The organism is Acidovorax benzenivorans, from assembly GCF_028680575.1.
Classification (GTDB): Bacteria; Pseudomonadota; Gammaproteobacteria; order Burkholderiales; family Burkholderiaceae_C; genus Acidovorax; species Acidovorax benzenivorans.
Map to the genome: position 1 here is coordinate 47,248 of NZ_JAPCKI010000020.1, position 17,626 is coordinate 64,873.

15 protein-coding genes are annotated in these 17,626 nt (G+C 63.7%); 8 read left to right on the forward strand and 7 right to left on the reverse strand.

Going from position 1 to position 17,626, the window contains the following annotated elements; genetic code table 11:
• Positions 1 to 963 (forward strand): nitrate ABC transporter permease, encoded by a 963-nt coding sequence (gene ntrB, locus OIN59_RS22580; protein WP_274114097.1) that lies wholly within the window; start codon positions 1 to 3, stop codon positions 961 to 963.
• Complete coding sequence (locus OIN59_RS22585) at positions 960 to 1,799, forward strand: ABC transporter ATP-binding protein (protein ID WP_274114099.1); 840 nt, start codon at positions 960 to 962, stop codon at positions 1,797 to 1,799. Before ntrB ends, OIN59_RS22585 begins: the two co-directional genes overlap by 4 nt.
• Positions 1,800 to 2,042: 243 nt before the next feature.
• Here OIN59_RS22585 and OIN59_RS22590 read toward each other — a convergent pair whose 3' ends face one another.
• Entirely contained in the window at positions 2,043 to 2,480 is a 438-nt protein-coding gene (locus OIN59_RS22590; RefSeq protein WP_274114101.1) for a CBS domain-containing protein, read from the reverse strand.
• Between the two features lie 538 nt (positions 2,481 to 3,018).
• Here OIN59_RS22590 and OIN59_RS22595 point away from each other — a divergent pair.
• Both OIN59_RS22595 and OIN59_RS22600 read left to right on the forward strand, forming a co-directional pair.
• Positions 3,019 to 3,309: a DUF4148 domain-containing protein gene (locus OIN59_RS22595; protein ID WP_274114103.1), complete on the forward strand. Its 291-nt coding sequence runs from the start codon at positions 3,019 to 3,021 to the stop codon at positions 3,307 to 3,309.
• Between the two features lie 84 nt (positions 3,310 to 3,393).
• The gene (locus OIN59_RS22600) at positions 3,394 to 3,687 is read left to right on the forward strand and encodes a hypothetical protein (RefSeq protein ID WP_056058309.1); all 294 of its coding nucleotides are present in this window, start codon (positions 3,394 to 3,396) and stop codon (positions 3,685 to 3,687) included.
• A 152-nt stretch (positions 3,688 to 3,839) separates the two neighbouring features.
• Here the strand turns inward: OIN59_RS22600 and OIN59_RS22605 are convergent, their stop codons facing one another.
• Genes OIN59_RS22605 through OIN59_RS22620 form a run of 4 tightly spaced genes read right to left on the reverse strand, consistent with a single transcriptional unit; the run spans position 3,840 to position 7,241 of the window.
• On the reverse strand, positions 3,840 to 4,859 hold the full coding sequence (locus tag OIN59_RS22605) for a TRAP transporter substrate-binding protein (protein ID WP_274114105.1): 1,020 nt from the start codon (positions 4,857 to 4,859) through the stop codon (positions 3,840 to 3,842).
• 46 nt (positions 4,860 to 4,905) lie between these two features.
• The gene (locus OIN59_RS22610) at positions 4,906 to 6,198 is read right to left on the reverse strand and encodes a TRAP transporter large permease (RefSeq protein WP_274114190.1); all 1,293 of its coding nucleotides are present in this window, start codon (positions 6,196 to 6,198) and stop codon (positions 4,906 to 4,908) included.
• Positions 6,199 to 6,210: 12 nt separating this feature from the next.
• On the reverse strand, positions 6,211 to 6,723 hold the full coding sequence (locus OIN59_RS22615; RefSeq protein WP_274114107.1) for a TRAP transporter small permease: 513 nt from the start codon (positions 6,721 to 6,723) through the stop codon (positions 6,211 to 6,213).
• Complete coding sequence (locus tag OIN59_RS22620) at positions 6,720 to 7,241, reverse strand: gluconokinase (protein WP_274114109.1); 522 nt, start codon at positions 7,239 to 7,241, stop codon at positions 6,720 to 6,722. Before OIN59_RS22620 ends, OIN59_RS22615 begins: the two co-directional genes overlap by 4 nt.
• Before the next feature lie 168 nt (positions 7,242 to 7,409).
• Here OIN59_RS22620 and gntR point away from each other — a divergent pair, with 168 nt between their 5' ends.
• Positions 7,410 to 8,435, forward strand: coding sequence for an HTH-type transcriptional regulator GntR (gntR, locus tag OIN59_RS22625; RefSeq protein ID WP_274114111.1), 1,026 nt, complete (start codon positions 7,410 to 7,412; stop codon positions 8,433 to 8,435).
• Between the two features lie 246 nt (positions 8,436 to 8,681).
• Here the strand turns inward: gntR and OIN59_RS22630 are convergent, their stop codons facing one another.
• The gene (locus OIN59_RS22630) at positions 8,682 to 10,343 is read right to left on the reverse strand and encodes a methyl-accepting chemotaxis protein (protein ID WP_274114113.1); all 1,662 of its coding nucleotides are present in this window, start codon (positions 10,341 to 10,343) and stop codon (positions 8,682 to 8,684) included.
• Between the two features lie 575 nt (positions 10,344 to 10,918).
• Between OIN59_RS22630 and OIN59_RS22635 the strand changes: the two genes are divergently transcribed.
• Positions 10,919 to 12,133 (forward strand): MFS transporter, encoded by a 1,215-nt coding sequence (locus tag OIN59_RS22635; RefSeq protein ID WP_274114192.1) that lies wholly within the window; start codon positions 10,919 to 10,921, stop codon positions 12,131 to 12,133.
• A 112-nt stretch (positions 12,134 to 12,245) separates the two neighbouring features.
• Here the strand turns inward: OIN59_RS22635 and OIN59_RS22640 are convergent, their stop codons facing one another.
• On the reverse strand, positions 12,246 to 14,003 hold the full coding sequence (locus OIN59_RS22640; protein ID WP_274114115.1) for a bifunctional protein-serine/threonine kinase/phosphatase: 1,758 nt from the start codon (positions 14,001 to 14,003) through the stop codon (positions 12,246 to 12,248).
• A 332-nt stretch (positions 14,004 to 14,335) separates the two neighbouring features.
• On the opposite strand from OIN59_RS22640, the gene nirB reads away from it, so the two are divergent.
• Complete coding sequence (gene nirB, locus OIN59_RS22645) at positions 14,336 to 16,783, forward strand: nitrite reductase large subunit NirB (protein ID WP_274114118.1); 2,448 nt, start codon at positions 14,336 to 14,338, stop codon at positions 16,781 to 16,783.
• A gap of 20 nt (positions 16,784 to 16,803) precedes the next feature.
• Positions 16,804 to 17,616, forward strand: coding sequence for a type IV pili methyl-accepting chemotaxis transducer N-terminal domain-containing protein (locus OIN59_RS22650; protein ID WP_274114120.1), 813 nt, complete (start codon positions 16,804 to 16,806; stop codon positions 17,614 to 17,616).
• Positions 17,617 to 17,626 lie beyond the last annotated feature (10 nt).

Consider the following 17,626-nt stretch of genomic DNA (forward strand, 5'->3'; position numbering starts at 1 on the left):
ATGGTCAGTGCCGTCTTTCACTCCCCATTGGATGCAGCCCCCGTGGCTGCACAGAATGCTATGACTAATGTAGCTAGCAGCGCTTTACCATCAAGCGCTAGAGGCCAAAAACACTCAAAGCCTGCAACCGCAGGCACTGGGACAGCCACCCCGGCGGCCCCAGCCCGCGACTGGGCTGCGCTGTCGCGCAGCTTCTGGATGGCGGTGCTGCCGCCGCTGTGTGGCCTGGGCTTGCTGGTGGGCCTGTGGGCGGTGGTATCCACCACCACGGGCGGCAGCATCCCCAGCCCCAGGGACACCTGGCTGCAGGCGCTGGAAGTGTTCAGCAACCCCTTCTACCGCAACGGCCCCAACGACCAGGGCGTGGGCTGGAACGTGCTGATGAGCCTGCAGCGCGTGGCCATCGGCTTCGGCATGGCGGCGCTGGTGGGCATTCCGGCGGGGTTTGTGATCGGACGCTTCAACTTCCTGTCGCGCATGTTCAATCCGCTCATCAGCCTGCTGCGCCCTGTGTCGCCCCTGGCCTGGCTGCCCATTGGCCTCTTGGTGTTCAAGGGCGCCAACCCGGCCGCCATCTGGACCATCTTCATCTGCTCCATCTGGCCCATGATCATCAACACCGCCGTAGGCGTGCAACGCGTGCCGCAGGACTACATGAACGTGGCCCGCGTGCTGAACCTGAGCGAATGGAAGATCGCCACCAAAATCCTCTTCCCCGCCGTGCTGCCCTACATGCTGACCGGTGTGCGCCTGGCCGTGGGCACCGCGTGGCTCGTGATCGTGGCCGCCGAGATGCTGACGGGCGGAGTGGGCATTGGCTTCTGGGTGTGGGACGAGTGGAACAACCTCAACGTCAAGAACATCATCATCGCGATCTTCGTGATCGGCATCGTGGGCCTCGTGCTGGAGTACGCCCTCATCAAGCTGGCCACTGCATTCACGTTCGAAGAGGTAAAAGCATGAACACGACCACCACTGCAGCATCCGCACACCCCTCCATGAGCACCAAGTTCATCGAGGTCCACGGCGTCGAGCAGACTTTCAAGACCGCCAAGGGCCTGTTCCCGGCGCTGCGCGACATCAACCTCACGATTGCCAAGGGCGAGTTCGTGGCGCTCATCGGCCACTCGGGCTGCGGCAAGTCCACCTTGCTCAACCTGATCGCGGGCCTGACCACACCCACCAACGGCGCTCTGCTGTGCGCCAACAAGGAGATCCGGGGCCCGGGCCCCGAGCGGGCCGTGGTGTTCCAGAACCACTCGCTGCTGCCGTGGCTTACCTGCTTCGACAACATCTACCTGGCGGTGGAGCGCGTGTTTGGCGGCAAGGAGAGCAAGGCCCAGCTCAAAGCACGCACCGACGCCGCACTGGCCCTGGTGGGCCTCACGCCCGCAGGCCAGAAGCGCCCCGGCGAGATCTCGGGTGGCATGAAGCAGCGCGTGGGCATTGCCCGCGCCCTGTCGATGGAACCCCAGGTGCTGCTGATGGACGAGCCCTTTGGCGCACTGGACGCACTCACCCGTGCCAAGCTGCAGGACGAGCTGCTGGAGATCGTCGCGCGTACCCAAAGCACCGTGGTGATGGTGACGCACGACGTGGACGAAGCCGTGCTACTGTCCGACAAGATCGTGATGATGACCAACGGCCCTGCAGCCACGATTGGCGAGGTACTGGCCGTGGACCTGCCCCGCCCCCGCAAGCGCGTGGAACTGGCCGAAGACCCGCAGTACGTGCACTACCGCAAGGCGGTGATTGACTTCCTCTACACGCGGCAGGGCCACGTCGAAAAAGCCGCTTGAGCGGCCGGGTCGGCGACGCCCCAGACACCCGAAACAAAAGGGCTCTGACCAGATCGGTCAGAGCCCTTTTTACAGCGTAACGTCAAAGGTAACCGCCGACAGAACGCGCGCTGACTCAAGCCAGTGCCCCCGCGCGCAAAGGCCGCCCCGCCGCGCCGGGGTGGCCCCCCTTTTCGAATGGCGCAGCCGTACGACAGAAGGGGGGGGAAGGCGCGCAGCGCCTCAGGGGGCGGCCCCTTACCGTTAATGCGTGCCTGTGATGTAGTTTTCCAACTGCTCAATGATGAATTTTTGCTCGGAGATGATGTCCTTGACCAGGTCACCGATGGAAATCATGCCCACCAGCTTGCCGCCATCCACCACGGGCAGGTGACGCAGGCGGTTGTTGCTCATGAGTTGCATGCACTGCTCGCTGGTCTGGTCGGGGCGCACGAACATCACGGCCGAGGTCATCACATCCTTGACCTGCGTGACGGCCGAGGTGCGCCCCATGAGGGCAATTTTGCGGGCGTAGTCCCGCTCTGTGAAGATGCCGGCGATGGCCGTGCCCTCGGTCACGATGAGCGCACCAATGCCCTTGTCAGCCATGAGCTGGAGGGCATCCAGCACAGAAGCTGCGGGGGTGATGGTGTGGACGGTGGCGTCGGGTTTGGACTGAAGAATCTTGGCGACTGCGGTCATGGAAACCTCCCTCGTGAGAACGAAAACGGGCACAGAGAGATTTCAGCCCATAAGCCCCGTGCGCGCAACCCACGCAAGCCCCATTTGCGGCGCTTTTTGATCATCTTGTTGCACGGCGAATGCAACGGATGTTTCTGCCCCGTTGCATCCCGCCTTACCCGAAACAAACTGAAAAGAAGCGAAACCGCAGCGAGACGACGCCACCGGCCCAGCCCGGCACGATGGAGCCCATGTTCAACGCACCGGCCACACATCCATCACCGGCTTCTGCAACCCACCGGCGCCCAGCGGTATCCACGGTAACCCGTCGGTATTGCGAAGGCGACCAGGCGACACGGAAGCCTCAGAGGATTGTTTCCAATACTGGAACAGTTAGTTCGCGACTCAGTGGTTTTTCTCTGAACAGCACCGGCGTACAGTTCATCCCATCGATGAGCCGAACCCGCAAGGCGACTCACCGAACCCGGTGCGAAGCGAGTCGTTTTTGATCTTCACCCGGTTTTTTTGAGACGCTTTTTTAACTTCAAGGATTTCCATCATGAACAACACCGCACGTTTCCTGTCTATCGCCGCTGTGGCCGCTTTCGCTTCCTTTGGTGCCCAGGCTGATGAAGCCGATGCTTCGCAGTTCGCCACAAAGTTTGAAACCAGCCGCACCCGCGCTGAAGTGGTCGCCGAAGCCGCCACCGCAGTGCAGATGCGCAGCCAGGAGCCCGCAGGCTCCCGCGTGGTGACCTACAAGTCCACGGTTGACCGCGCCGCTGTGCGTGCCGAAGCGGCCGCTCAAGCCATGCGCACTGGCCGCGTGGGCCCTGCTGAAGGCGGTTGATTCAACTTTTTGAATCCACGGCTTCACCCTTCGCGTATTCCAGATACCTCGTCAATATTTTTTGAATTTCACAGGAGTTTCATCATGAACAAGACTGCCCGTTTCCTCTCTATCGCCGCTGTGGCCGCTTTCGCTTCCTTTGGTGCCCAGGCTGACGAAGCCGATGCTTCGCAGTTCGCCACCAAGTTTGAAACCAACCGCACCCGCGCTGAAGTGGCTGCTGAAGCCGCTACCGTGGCCCAGACCCGCAGCATTGAGCCAGCAGGTTCGCGTGTGGTGACTTACAAGTCCACGGCTGACCGCGCTGCTGTGCGTGCCCAAGCTGCTGAAGCCCTGCGCACTGGCCAGATTTCGTCCGGCGAAATCGGCTCCATGTAATTCGCTCGGCCTGCACCACGGTGCAGGTGGAAGATTGCAAATGCCAAAAAGGCCGAGGCCCCTGTGGGGGCCTCGGCCTTTTTCATGGCGCTTCGTCAAAAAAAGAAGAGCGCCATCGCAGCGTGAAGGCCGCCAAGGCCCTCCGCCAAGAACTACTTGCCGGCGCGCGCCTGGGCCACCGCTGCCTGCACTTCCTTCCACAGGCCTTCACCCACGTTGGCCGCGATGCTGGCGTTCACTGCACTGAGCTTTTCGCGCATGCGGTTGGCTTCGGCAGCGGGCAGTTCGTTGACCTGCATGCCCTTGCCCTTGAGGTCGGCCAGCGCCTTGTCTGCCTCGGCCCGTGTGTCCTGGCGCTCGAAATCGCGGCTCTTCTTGGCGGCATCAAGCAGCACCTTCTGCTCGGCCTTCGAGAGGCCATCCCAATACTTCTTGCTCACCAGCACGATCCAGGGGCTGTAGACGTGATTGGTCACGGTGAGGTACTTTTGCACCTCATAGAACTTGCTCGACAAGATGGTGTTGTAGGGGTTCTCCTGGCCATCCACCGTCTTGGTTTCGAGGGCAGTGAAGAGTTCCGAGAACGGCAGCGGCACCGCGTTGGCGCCCAGGGTCTTGAAGCTGTCGAGGAACACGTTGTTCTGCATCACGCGCAGCTTGATGCCGTCCATGTCTTCCAGCTTGTTAACCGGGCGTTTGCTGTTGGTGAGGTTGCGAAAGCCGTTCTCCCAATACACCAGGCCCACCAGGCCCTTTTCCTGCAGCTTGTCCATCACCTTCTGGCCCACGGGGCCGTCCAGCACCACGTCGGCTTCCTTGGCGTTATTGAACAAAAACGGCGTGTCCCAGATCGCCATTTCCTTGGTGATGCCCACCAGCGTGGCGGTGGAGCCCACCATCATCTCCTGCGCACCGCCGATCAGGGCCTGCTGCATTTGCACGTCCGAGCCCAGCGCGGCAGCGCCAATGGCGCGCATCTTCATCTTGCCGCCCGAGGCCTTTTCCACTTCCTGGGCAAACAGCTTGGTAGCACGACCCTGGTTGGAGTCCTCGTTCAGGCCGTAGCCAAAACGGATGATGCGCGGCTTGAAGTCTTGCGCTGCGGCCTGGAACGAGCAGGCGATGGCAGCGACCGACAGGGCGGCGAGCAAGGTACGGCGGAAAGTTTTCATGGTTGTCTCCATTGGCGAGGGGGAAGGGAAAATGAGTGAAGGCAAGTCAGCGCAGCCACACCACAGGTGCAGTCACGATCTGGGGAAAAACGACCAGCAGCGCCAGGATCAGCACATAGGTGAAGAGGAACGGGTTCACACCCTTGATCACGCTGTGCATCGAGATGCGCCCCACCCCGGCCACCACATTGAGCACGGTGCCCACGGGCGGGGTGATGAGGCCAATGGCGCCGTTGAGCACAAACATCAGGCCGAAGTACACCGGGTCGATCCCCGCCTTGACGGCAATCGGCAGCATCACGGGCGCGAAGATCAGGATGGTGGGCGTGAGGTCCAGCGCCGTGCCGATCAGCACCAGCACGATCATCATCACGGCCATCAGGAGACGCGGGTTCTCCACCAGCGGGCCCAGCCAGCTGGTCAGCACATTGGGGAGATCGGCCAGGGTGATCATGTAGCTGGCCACCTGGGCGCCTGCGCACAAAAACATCACGATGGAGGTCGTCTTGGCCGCACGCACCAGCACGCCATAGATGTCGGCCAGCTTCATCTCGCGGTGGATGAACAGTGCCACCACCAGCGCATAGAACGCAGCCACCACGGCGGCCTCGGTAGGGGTGAACACGCCGGTCTTCATGCCGCCGATGATGATGAGCGGCATCAGCATGGCCCAGAAGGCGCGCACCGTGGCGCGCAGGCGATCCTTGATGGGCAGCGGCTCGCCTTTTGGCAAGTCCATACCGCGCAGCACCCAGCGCCAGGCAAAGATGAGACCTGCGCCCATCATCAGCCCCGGCACGATGCCTGACACGAACAGTGCCGAGATCGAGGTGTTGGTCGTCACGCCGTAGATCACAAACGGCATGGACGGCGGAATGATGGGCGCGATGATGCCGCCCGAGGCAATCAGCCCGGCAGACGTGTTCATGGGATAACCTTGCTGGCGCATCATGGGCAGCAGGATGGTGGCCAGCGCGGCCGTGTCGGCCAGGGCCGACCCGCTCATGCTCGCCATCAGCACCGCAGCGCCGATGGCCACGTAGCCCAGCCCACCCCGGATATGCCCCACCCAGGCCTGCGCCATGTCGATGATGCGGCGGCTGATGCCGCCCGAGTTCATCAACTCACCCGCCAGGATGAAGAAGGGCACGGCCAGCAGCGGAAAACTGTCCACCCCAGCCACCAGGTTCTGTGCGAGCAACTGCGCGTCCCAGAAGTCGAGCACCCAGGCCATCCCGGCGCCCGTGAGCACCAGGGCCAGGCCCATGTTCATGCCCGTGCCCATCAGCACCAGCATGCCCAGCGAAAAAACAAGAAAAGCCTGCGCTTCAGGTCCCATGGCCATCATTGCTTACTCCACCTCAGCGCCATGACCGAGGTCCAATGGCTTGCGTTGAATCAATTCGATGGTCGCCATCACGCCAATGGCCACCGCGCACAAAAAGGCGGGCAGTGGCAGCAGGGCCACTGGGTAGGCCATGACGACCGAGCGGCTGCCCATGCCCACCACCACCTGCTGCCAGGCGCCCCAGGCCAGCATGGCGCTGGCGGTGATCACCAGCAGGCGGATGACGGCGGTGAGCACGCCAAACGCTACAGGGCGCTTGGCCAGCAGACCGGCCAGGCTGGTGAAGGCCATGTGCTCGCCTGCGGGGTAGGCCGCTGCGGCGCCGATAAAAACCATCCAGACAAACAGCAGGCGAGACAGCTCTTCGCTGGCCGCAACGCCGCTGCCAAAGCCGTAGCGCAGCACCACGTTGATGAACACGGCCACGGCCATCACGCCCAGGCAGCTGGCCATGAGCACCTGGGATATCCGGGCAAAACGGCTCTGCGGCACGGCATGTTGTGCAGGGGAACTCATGCGGTCTCCTTCGTTGCAAGCCAGGCCGAGGCCTGTTGCTGCAGCGTGGGCAGGTCTAGCAACGCATCCAGGCGCAACACACCGGCCTCGCCCACAGGCGACTCCAGCGTGGCGAACTGGCTGTCCACCAAGGCACTGGAGAAAAAGTGGGAGCCCGCGCGGGCGGCCACTCGCTGGCCTGCATTGGCGCGGTCAATCTCCAGAAAAACGAACCGCAGCCCAGGGCAGGCGTTGCGCAAGCGATCTCGATAGGCTCTCTTGAGCGCGGAGCAGGTGAGAACCACGCCCTGGGGCTGGCCCTGCAACAGCTGCCCCAACGTGGCCAGCCAGCCCTCGCGGTCCGCATCGGTCAATGCAATGCCCTGGCGCATCTTTTCGCGGCTGGCGGGGCTGTGGTGGTCATCCCCTTCGATCAGCGGCAGGCCTTCGGCCTGGGCCAAGGCAGAACCCAGGCTGGACTTGCCACAGCCCGCCACACCCATGACGACCAAAAAAGCCGGTGACGCTTGAAAACTCATATTGGTAGCGCTATCCAAACAATCCATAAAAAAGGCATCCGCTCTGGATGCCGCAAAAACTGTGGCAAGTTCTGCAACTTGGTCCAAAATGGCTGGCATTGCCTTGCCTCCGTGTTTGGACAGCGCTATCCTAACCAGATCAACCCCAACCCCCATGAGGGTTAACCCTTGAGCAAATCCGAGACAAAACGCCGCTCCAGCGGCCGCATCACGCTGAGCGACGTGGCCAAGGCCGCAGAGGTCAGCCCCATCACGGCGTCCCGCGCCCTCCGTGGCGAACGCGGCGTGGCGCAAGAACTGGTACAGCGCGTAAAAGCCGCCGCCGAGCAACTGGGCTATGTGCCCGACCCGGCCGCCCGTGCACTCGCTTCACAGCGCAGCGTTCAAGTGCCGGTGCTGGTACCCCTGCTGTCCAACGCTCTGTTTGTGGACGTGCTGGAGGCCGTGCACCGCACGCTGTTCCCGCAGGGCTACCAGGCGCTGATCGGCGTCACGCACTACGACCCGCAGGAGGAGGAGCAACTGCTGCGCACCTATCTCGCGCACCGCCCGGCGGGTCTGCTGGTGACCGGCTTTGACCGCACCGAAGCCGCACGCCACCTGATTGCGGCCAGCGGCGTGCCCTGCGTGCACCTGATGGAGATGACCTCGGCCCCCGGCGTGTTCTGCGTGGGCTTTTCACAGCAGGACGCAGGCCACAGCATGACGGCCCACCTGCTGGCGCGGGGCTACCAAAAAATCGCTTTTGTCGCGGCCCAACTGGACCCGCGCACCATGCAGCGCGCCGAGGGCTACCGCCGCTGCCTGCGCGAAGCAGGCCTGTACGACCCCAAGCTGGAGCTGCTGAGCCCCCAGCCCTCATCCATGCGGCTAGGCAGTGAACTGCTGGAAGAGCTGCTGCGCACACGCCCCGGAGTGGACGCTGTGTTCTTCTGCAACGACGACCTGGCCCAGGGCGGCCTGCTGGCCGCACAGCGCCTGGGTATTTCTGTGCCCGGCCAGGTGGCCATTGCAGGCTTCAACGACCTGGCAGGCAGCGACCAGATGCTGCCGCCGCTGACCACCGTGCACACCCCCCGCTCTGCCGTGGGCGAGGCCAGCGCGCGCATGCTGCTGGCGCTGATGCGCGGCGAGGTGCCAGAGCACAACTCGGTCAATCTGGGGTTTGAGCTGACGGTGCGCGAGAGTACGTAAGCCCCCCTGAGCCGCTACGCGTCTTCCCCCGAGGGGGACGCCACCCGTGGCCTGGCGAAGCCAGTTCCACGGTGGCACTGGCGATGGCGTCGTGCCAGTTTCCAGCACTGTGCAAAATGCAGGGCACCCCAGCCCCATCAGCATCCAAAGATACAAAAGCCGTCCACACTGGGCTTGTCGAAGCGCCGCGCAAGGCTTCGACAGGTCCAGCCAGAACGGTTCGGAGGGGTCGAAAGCGAATCCGACTCAGACCGCAGCCAGGGCGCGGCTGGACGACGATGCGCCCTTGCCGGCCCGCATCTCCTTGCGCAGCGCCACTGCATCCCGCGACTGGGCGGGCGCTGCGGCGTCGATGCGAAACACCTGCACGGTCTCGGTCATGCTCTGCGCCTGGCCGTTGAGCTGCATGGCCGAGGCGGCGTTTTCTTCCACCAGAGCGGCGTTCTGCTGCGTGATGGTGTCCAGCTGAGCCACCGCCGAGTTGACTTGCGAGATACCGCTGAGCTGCTCGTTGGACGCACTGTGGATCTCACCGATCAGCGTGTTGACCCGGCGCACCAGATCCAGCGACTCGGTCATGGTCTTTTGCGCAGCGTCGGTTTTTTCATGGCCCTCGGTGACCTTGGCGGCAGAGTCGTCAATGAGCTGACGAATCTCCTTGGCGGCCGAAAGCGTGCGGTGCGACAGGCTGCGCACCTCCGACGCCACCACGGCAAAGCCCCGCCCCTGGTCCCCAGCCCGCGCGGCCTCCACCGCTGCGTTGAGCGCAAGAATGTTGGTCTGGAAGGCGATGGAGTCGATCAGCTGCGTGATCTCGCTGATGCGGCCCGACGCGGCTTGGATCTGCTTCATCGTGTCGGCCACGCCATCGACAGCGGCGCCGCTGCGTTCGGTGACTTGGGTGGCCTGGGTGGCCAGCACCGTGGCTTGGCGCGCGGACTCGGCAGTTTGCTTAACGGTACCGGTGATCTCCTCCATCGATGCGGCCGTCTGCTCCAGGTTGCTGGCCTGCGCCTCGGTGCGGGACGACAGGTCCTGGTTACCCTGGGCAATCTCGCGGGTCGAGACTTGCATGTGCTCGCTCTCCTGCCGGGCGTCGCGCACGATGGACAGCAGGTTCACATTAAGCTGGGCCAATGCCTTCTGCAACTGGCCCACGGTATCGCTACGCGATGCCGAGAACTTCTGCGTGAGGTCGCCCGCAGCCATGCGGTTGGCCCACAGCAGCATCTGCGACAAAGGCGCCACCGTGACCTGGTGCAGGTACACCGCCATGCCCAGCGCCAGCAACACCACCCCCAGCCACGCAGCGCCCGATGCCAACGACAGCGTGTTCCCACCCAGCCAGGCAGCGCACCACGAGGTCACCACCAGCAGCATGGTGCACACCGTCATCTTGCCCCGCGGGCCCAGCGCCAGAGCCCGGCCCACGCGGCCCCACAGCGTGTTCTTGATCAATTGCCCGGCCGACAGCCTGTGCACCAATGTGCCCGCCTGCTTCTCGGCCTGCATCTGCTTGTAGAGCGCGTCGGCCCCCTGAATCTGCTCGCGTGTGGCTTCGGTACGCACCGACATGTAGCCCGTGGGCTGGTCGCCCTGCATGAGCGGGGTGACGTTGGCCATCACCCAATAGAACGTGCCGTCCTTGCGCCGGTTCTTGACCGGGGCCGACCAAGGGACGCCTTTGGCGATGGTGTCCCACATGTCCCGGTAGGCCTCCTCGGGCATGTCGGGGTGCCTCACGATGTTGTGGGGCTGGCCAAGCAGCTCTTCCTTTTCGTACCCGCTCACCTCGATGAACATCGGGTTGCAGTACAGGATCCGACCCTTCAGGTCGGTGGTGGAAACCAGGGTCTGGCCCTGGGGAAAAGGATACTCATGCTGGCTGACCGGAAGATTCATTCTCATCGGAAACTCCTAGAAAAAGTCTTACTTCTGCACTGCTGCGGGCTCCACCTGAAGCCATCTTATAGAAGCAGCTGTGACAAAAGCAAACATTTATTGCGCAACTGCACAAGCCCCTTTGGTCAATAGAATTGCGAATAAATGATATTTATGAACAATTATAAATCATTAATATCATTTATGCAATATTTGCTCAAACATTTTTATCGGTAAGAGCGATGCCATCCTCCGCGATGCCTCTCGGTCGCGCCATGCACCAATAAAAGGCGCTACAGAAAAAGGCACCACCGTCGCGCAGATTTGGGCGCGCACACGCAAGACATTCAGGGCTAGAAGAACCAAGGCGGGCAAGAGGCACCAAGCTGGTGCAATCCATCTGGCACAAGCATTGCAAGCCGTTCCACTGCGGCCCTTGCAGGGGCTGCGCATGCCCTGTGCAACGGCGCACACAAGGGCGGCAAGGACGAAGGCGTCCCCACCTGCTGCTTCGGCATACCGACGCAGCCCGGTAGGGCGCCTTTTTTGTTTTGTGGCCGACGAGGGTCATGAACACCGCTACCTTTTTTGTGCGACATCCCATGCTTCCATTTCGGCAGTTCCTCCAATCCGGCCACGCACCCACGCTGTGGGCGTCGTTTCTGTACTTCGGCTTTTCGTGCGCGGTGTGGGTCATCAACGGCGCGATGGCGCCGTTCATCCGCGAGAGCTTTCAACTCTCGCCCACCCAGATGGGCATGATGCTGTCCATCCCCATTTTTGCGGGGGCGCTGCTGCGGTTTCCGCTGGGCATCCTGGCGCAGTACATCGGGCGCAAGCGCGCCACGCTGGTCGAGATGGCGGGCATCTTTTTGGCCATGGGCTATGGCTACCTGTTCGTGCACACCTTCAACGACTTGCTCGCGCTGGGCATCCTGCTGGGCGTGGCGGGGGCGAGCTTTGGTGTGGCGCTGTCGCTGGGCTCTGGCTCGTTTCCACCGCGCTACAAGGGCCTGGCCATGGGCATCGTCGGCGCGGGCAATGTGGGCACCGCCGTGGCCGCGCTGCTGGCGCCAACACTGGCCCAGAAGTTTGGCTGGCAGGCGGTGTATGGCTTCGCCGCTGTGAGCGTGGCCGTGCCCGCCGTGGTGATGGCGGTGTACGCCAAGGAGCCACCCGACCTCGCGCCCCACGCCACGTTCCGCGAGCACATCGCCTGCCTGTTTGAAAAAGACGGCTGGGCCTTCAGCCTGATCTACGCCGTGACCTTTGGGGGCTTCATCGGCCTGACGGCCTTCTTGCCCAGCTACTTCTACGACCAGTTTGGCGTGAGCAAGGTGCAGGCGGGGCAACTGACCATGCTGGCGGCCTTTTTGGGTGCAGCGCTGCGGGTGATGGGCGGCTGGCTGTCGGACCACTGGGGTGGCGTCAACACGCTCACGGGCGTGCTGGCTGTGACGGCCGTGAGCATGGTGCTGTGTGGCCTGGCCGAAAACTCCTTGCCGGTGACGATGCTGTTGTTTCTGGTGTGTTTTGCCGCCTTGGGAGCAGGCAACGGCGCGCTGTTCCAACTGGTGCCACTGCGCTGGCCGCTGTCTACTGCGGTGGCTGGCTCGATGATTGGCGAGATCGGCGCACTGGGCGGTGGCCTCATCCCCAACGGCATGGGTTTTTCTCGCCAATACACCGGCACCTACCTCTGGGGCTTCGTGGGCATCGCGGTGTGCGCCGCAGCCATGCTGGTGTTGTTGCGCGTAATGCAGATCCGCTGGACCCGCACCTGGGCGGAGAAGGGTGGTCGGGCACGCAGTGCCTGAGCTGGCGATAGCCAGCCAATGCGCTGCGCGCCTTGATTTCAAGCAAAACCACCATCAAGCGCCCTACCCATATGCATAGACAGCTATCTTTTAAATAGCAAACGCATTCGCCTCACCGAGGCAGAAACAGCAGCCAGTACACCAGCAGCAGGTTCACCAGCACGCTCACTGCCAGCGCGATCTTCCACAACGCCGTGGCATCGCGTTGCATCAGCGGCTGTGGGCCGGGAGCTGACAGGGGGCGTGAAGCCCCCCGCTCCAGCGCCAGCAGCAGTTCTTCAGCGGTTTCAAAACGCTGCGTGCGCTGGCGAGCCACGGCCTTCAATGCAATCTGGTCGAGCCAGATGGGCACGCTGGGGTTGTGGCGGCTGGGGGCTACCGGGTCGCGGTGGTAACGACCCAACTGGTACTGAATCACGTCGCCATAAGGCAGGCGGCCATGGCTCAACAGCTGGTACAGCGTGACGCCCAGGGCAAACAGATCGCTGCGCGCATCGGGCAGTTGGCCCTCCGAGTCACCGTTCTTTTCATAGCCCGGCCACTGCTCGGGGTTCATATAGCTGGGGGTGCCTGCGTGCAGGCGGCGCGTGGCCTCGGGCTCGCGGCCTGACAGCGCCACGCCCAGGTCCAGCACCCGCAGCACGCCGTCATCGCCCAGGTGCAGGTTGTCGGGTTTGATGTCGCGGTGCACCACCCCTTGCCGGTGCAGCCAGCCCAGCACCTGCGCCGCCTGCATCACCACCGACACGGCCTGCGGCACGCCCAGGTGCTGGCGGCCGCGCAAGCGCTGGCCCAGGGTCTGGCCCGCATGCCAGTCATACAACAGATAAAACGCGCTGGCACCCGGGCTTGCGCCGCCCTGCTCCGGGGGCCAGATGCTCAGGCGCGCCAGGTGCACGGCCGCGTGGCCCGACTGCATGCGCCGGGCCACCCAGGCCTCGTGCGCCAATGTGGCGCGCTCTTGTGCGTCGTGCGCGCGGGCGGGCACCAGCGTCTTGAGGGCATACAGCCGCTGCGTGGCCGGGTCGCGCACCTGGTAGATGCGGTGCACACCGCTGTCGGCCACCAGCGCGGTCACCACCAGGCCATCCACCGGCTCGCCCACCTTGAGCAGCGGCAACACCGGCAAGTGCTGCGCCCGGCGGGACTCGTCCTGCAAGGTGCCTTCCAGCGCCCCTTGCACCCGCACCACCAGCGCGGTCACGTTGTCGGTGCTGCCCCTGCGCAGCGCAGCCCTCGTGATCTCCTCGCTCAGAGTCTGGGCACTCGCGCCAACCTGTAGAAGCTGGCGCAGCTCGCGTTCGGGCAGGCTGCCGTGCACGCCGTCGGACAGCAGCACCAGCAGGTCGCCGCTGTGCAGTTCGCCCTGGCTGTAGTCCACCACCACATGGTCGTCCAGGCCCATGGCGCGGGTGAGCTGGTGCGCAAAGTCGCGCTGCGCCATAACGTGGTCGGTCGTCAGCAGCTGCAGTCGGCCGCTGCGCAGCAAATAGGCGCGGGTGTCGCCCACATGGGCCAGCGTGTACGACTGGCCGCGCAACACGACGGCAGTGAGCGTGGTCAGGCCCACGGCGGGCTGGCGGCGCCGGTTCATCGACGCGAGCCAGCCGTTGTGGGCACTCAGAATGCGGTCCAGCGCCACGGTGGTGTCCCAGGTGTCGGGCGTGGCGAAGTAGTCGTTCACCAGCGTGTTCACCGTGGTCTGTGCGGCTTCGCGGCCGTTGCCACCGGTGCTCACGCCATCGGCAATGGCTGCGATGGCGCCGCGTTCGCGGTCGCGCCCCTGCCCCAGCACCAGGGCGGCAAAGTCTTCATTGACTTCGTTGCGCCCGGCCTGCGAGGTGTGGCCGATGTCCAGTTCAAAGCTCATGCACCAGCTCCATGCAGGTTCCATGCCCAAGGTGGTGCACGCACGCACCGCCCCGCACGGTCCCGACCCCGGTCACCCCACCCAGCCACGCGCCATGCCGTGCGGACAGTGCAAGGTCACCCCACATCAGTGCACAAACTCTGGCACGGGCATTGCTTAACCAAAACAACGGCCCAGCAGGGCCACGCAATTCAGCGGTGCAACGGCGCACCAAGGGGTTGTATGGACGAAGGCGTCCCCACATGCGGTTTCGATGGAATGTCGGAGCTGCATCGTGTGGACGCCTTTTTTGTTTTTTGCATCGCTCAGGCGATGGAACCGACGGAGTCACGATGAAAAAGCTCAAACTGGTGATGGTGGGGAACGGCATGGCCGGTGTGCGCACGCTGGAAGAGCTGCTCAAGATTGCCCCCGATCTGTATGACATCACGGTCTTCGGGGCCGAGCCGCACCCCAACTACAACCGCATTCTGCTGTCGCCCGTGCTGGCTGGCGAGCAGACCATCGACGAAATCATCCTCAACGACTGGTCGTGGTACGCAGACAACCACATCACGCTGCACACCGGCTTCACGGTCAATGATGTGGACCGCGTGCGCCGCGTGGTGAGCGCCACCAGCAAAGACGGCGATGTGATCACCGCCGAGTACGACCGCCTCATCATCGCCACGGGCTCCAACCCCTTCATCTTGCCCATCCCCGGCAAAGATCTGCAAGGCGTGCTGGCCTACCGCGACATTGCCGACACCCAGGCCATGATCGACGCAGCCGCCACGTACAAGCACGCGGTGGTCATCGGCGGCGGCCTGCTGGGCCTGGAGGCCGCCAATGGCCTGATGAAGCGCGGCATGCAAGTGAGCGTGGTGCATGTGGGCGACTGGCTGATGGAGCGCCAACTGGACGATGTGGCCGGCAAGATGCTGCAAAAGTCGCTGCAAGAGCGCGGCATGCAGTTCTTGATGAAAGCGCAAACCCAAGAGCTGGTGGGCAACGCCGAGGGCCGCGTGGCCAGCGTCAAGTTCAAAGACGGCACCGAAGTGCCCGCCGACCTGGTGGTGATGGCTGTGGGCATCCGCCCCAACACCGCCTTGGCCGAAAAAATGCGCCTGCACGTGAACCGGGGCATTGTGGTGAGCGACACGCTGCAAACCACCACCGACGCGCGCATCTACGCCGTGGGTGAATGCGCTGCGCATCGGGGCATCGCCTATGGCCTGGTGGCTCCGTTGTTTGAGCAAGGCAAGGTGCTGGCCAACCATTTGGCCGAGTTCGGCATTGGCCGCTACCAGGGCTCGCTCACGTCCACCAAGCTCAAGGTCACGGGCATCGACCTTTTTTCAGCGGGCGACTTCCAGGGCGGCGACAACACCGAAGAAATCGTGATGAGCGACCCCTTTGGCGGCGTGTACAAGAAGCTGGTCATCAAGGACGACAAGCTGGTGGGCGCCTGCCTGTATGGCGACACCGTGGACGGCAGCTGGTACTTCAAGCTACTGCGCGACGGCCGCAGCGTGACCGACATCCGCGACAAGCTGATGTTTGGCGAGAGCAACATCGGCGACGTGGGCCACCAGGGCCACAACAAGGCCGCCGCCATGGCTGACACCGACGAAGTCTGCGGCTGCAACGGCGTGACCAAGGGCGCCATCTGCAAGGCCATCAAGGACAAGGGCCTGTTCACGCTGGATGAAGTGCGTAAGCACACCAAGGCCAGCGCATCGTGCGGCTCGTGCACGGGCCTGGTCGAGCAGATCATCATGTTCACGGCGGGCGGTGACTACAGCGCCACGCCCAAGACCAAGGCCATGTGCGGCTGCACCGACCACGGCCACCAGGCCGTGCGCGAAGCCATTCGCACCCACAAGCTGCTGTCCATTGCCGATGTCTTCCAATTCATGGAATGGAAGACGCCCAACGGCTGCGCCAGCTGCCGCCCCGCCGTCAACTACTACCTGATCAGCACCTGGCCCAAGGACGCCAAGGACGACCCGCAAAGCCGCGCCATCAACGAGCGCAGCCACGCCAACATCCAAAAGGATGGCACCTACAGCGTTATCCCCCGCATGTGGGGCGGCGAGACCACGGCCGACGAGCTGCGCCGCATTGCCGATGCGGCCGACAAGTACAACATCCCCACCATCAAGGTCACGGGCGGCCAGCGTATCGATTTGCTGGGCGTGAAGAAGGAAGACCTGGTCAATGTGTGGAAGGACATCGGCATGCCCAGCGGCCATGCCTACGCCAAGGCGCTGCGCACCGTCAAAACTTGCGTGGGCAGCGAGTGGTGCCGCATGGGCACCCAAGACAGCACCCAGATGGGCAAGGACCTGGAGCGCGCAATGTGGCGCATGTACGCCCCGCACAAGGTCAAATTTGCCGTGAGCGGCTGCCCGCGCAATTGCGCCGAAGCAGGCATCAAGGACGTGGGCATCATCGGCGTGGACAGCGGCTGGGAGATGTACGTGGCTGGCAACGGCGGCATCAAGACCGAGGTGGCGCACTTCTTCACCAAGCTCAAGACCGCCGAAGAGGTGCTGGAGTACACCGGCGCGTTCTGCGAGCTGTACCGCCAGGAAGGCTGGTACCTGGAGCGCACTGTGCACTACGTGAGCCGCGTAGGCCTGGACTATGTGAAGAAGCGCATTCTGGAAGACGAAGCCGGTCGCAAGGCGCTGTGGGAGCAACTGCAGTTTGCGCTGGATGGCGAGCCCGATCCCTGGTTCGATTTCGACAAGGCCGCCGTGGACACGCGCCAGTTTGCCCCGCTGACCGCTGCCTGAAGCGCCCGGAGCCCCACACCATGCAACGCCGCACCTTGCTGACCGCCGCCGGCTACACCACGGCCTGGAGCACTCTGGGCATCATGTCGCTGAGCGCCGCCCACGCCCAGGTCACGGACCTGAACGACGCCATCAACAAGGCAGGCCGTCAGCGCATGCTGAGCCAGCGCATGGGCAAGGCCTGGCTGGCCTTGGCCCACAAGCCCGACACGCCCGCCGCGCGCGCCGTGCTGGACCAATCGCTGGCGCTGTTCGAGCGCCAGTTGGGCGAACTCAAGGCCTACGCGCCCTCGCCCACCATCCGCGACACCTACACCAAGCTCGAAGCTGCCTGGGCTGACCACCGGGCTGCCTTGCTGGGCACCACCCCGTCGCGCGACGGCACCGCAGCGCTGCTGCAGGCCGACGCCAAAGTGCTGGCCCTGGCCCACCAGGGCACGGTGCAGTACGAGGCCGCCTCGGGCAAGCCCGTGGGCAAACTGGTCAACGTGGCAGGCCGCCAGCGCATGCTGAGCCAGCGCATGGCCAAGTTCTGCCTGTCGGCCATGCTGGGGGTGGACACCTCCACCGCCACCACCGAAATCGCCAAGGCACGCGACGAGTTCATCAGCGCCACCGAGCTGCTGCGCAACGCCCCGGAGGCCAGCACCCGGATCCGCCAAGAGCTGTTGCTGGCCGACGGCCAGTGGGTGTTTTTTGACGCTGCTTTGCAACGCCTGGGCAACGGTAGCAACACTTTCCGCCAGGTGTCTGAAGTGTTTGTGAGCAGCGAAAACCTGCTGGCCAGCATGGACCGCGTGACAGGCCTGTACGCGGCGCTGGGCAGCAGCTGAGACCTGCCTG

Excerpts from the sequence above, each read along its gene's own strand:
- ntrB (WP_274114097.1), top strand. The coding sequence starts at position 1 with ATGGTCAGTGCCGTCTTTCACTCCCCATTGGATGCAGCCCCCGTGGCT.
- OIN59_RS22585 (WP_274114099.1), top strand. The coding sequence starts at position 960 with ATGAACACGACCACCACTGCAGCATCCGCACACCCCTCCATGAGCACC.
- OIN59_RS22590 (WP_274114101.1), bottom strand. The coding sequence starts at position 2,480 with ATGACCGCAGTCGCCAAGATTCTTCAGTCCAAACCCGACGCCACCGTC.
- OIN59_RS22595 (WP_274114103.1), top strand. The coding sequence starts at position 3,019 with ATGAACAACACCGCACGTTTCCTGTCTATCGCCGCTGTGGCCGCTTTC.
- OIN59_RS22600 (WP_056058309.1), top strand. The coding sequence starts at position 3,394 with ATGAACAAGACTGCCCGTTTCCTCTCTATCGCCGCTGTGGCCGCTTTC.
- OIN59_RS22605 (WP_274114105.1), bottom strand. The coding sequence starts at position 4,859 with ATGAAAACTTTCCGCCGTACCTTGCTCGCCGCCCTGTCGGTCGCTGCC.
- OIN59_RS22610 (WP_274114190.1), bottom strand. The coding sequence starts at position 6,198 with ATGGGACCTGAAGCGCAGGCTTTTCTTGTTTTTTCGCTGGGCATGCTG.
- OIN59_RS22615 (WP_274114107.1), bottom strand. The coding sequence starts at position 6,723 with ATGAGTTCCCCTGCACAACATGCCGTGCCGCAGAGCCGTTTTGCCCGG.
- OIN59_RS22620 (WP_274114109.1), bottom strand. The coding sequence starts at position 7,241 with ATGAGTTTTCAAGCGTCACCGGCTTTTTTGGTCGTCATGGGTGTGGCG.
- OIN59_RS22630 (WP_274114113.1), bottom strand. The coding sequence starts at position 10,343 with ATGAGAATGAATCTTCCGGTCAGCCAGCATGAGTATCCTTTTCCCCAG.
- OIN59_RS22635 (WP_274114192.1), top strand. The coding sequence starts at position 10,919 with ATGCTTCCATTTCGGCAGTTCCTCCAATCCGGCCACGCACCCACGCTG.
- OIN59_RS22640 (WP_274114115.1), bottom strand. The coding sequence starts at position 14,003 with ATGAGCTTTGAACTGGACATCGGCCACACCTCGCAGGCCGGGCGCAAC.
- nirB (WP_274114118.1), top strand. The coding sequence starts at position 14,336 with ATGAAAAAGCTCAAACTGGTGATGGTGGGGAACGGCATGGCCGGTGTG.
- OIN59_RS22650 (WP_274114120.1), top strand. The coding sequence starts at position 16,804 with ATGCAACGCCGCACCTTGCTGACCGCCGCCGGCTACACCACGGCCTGG.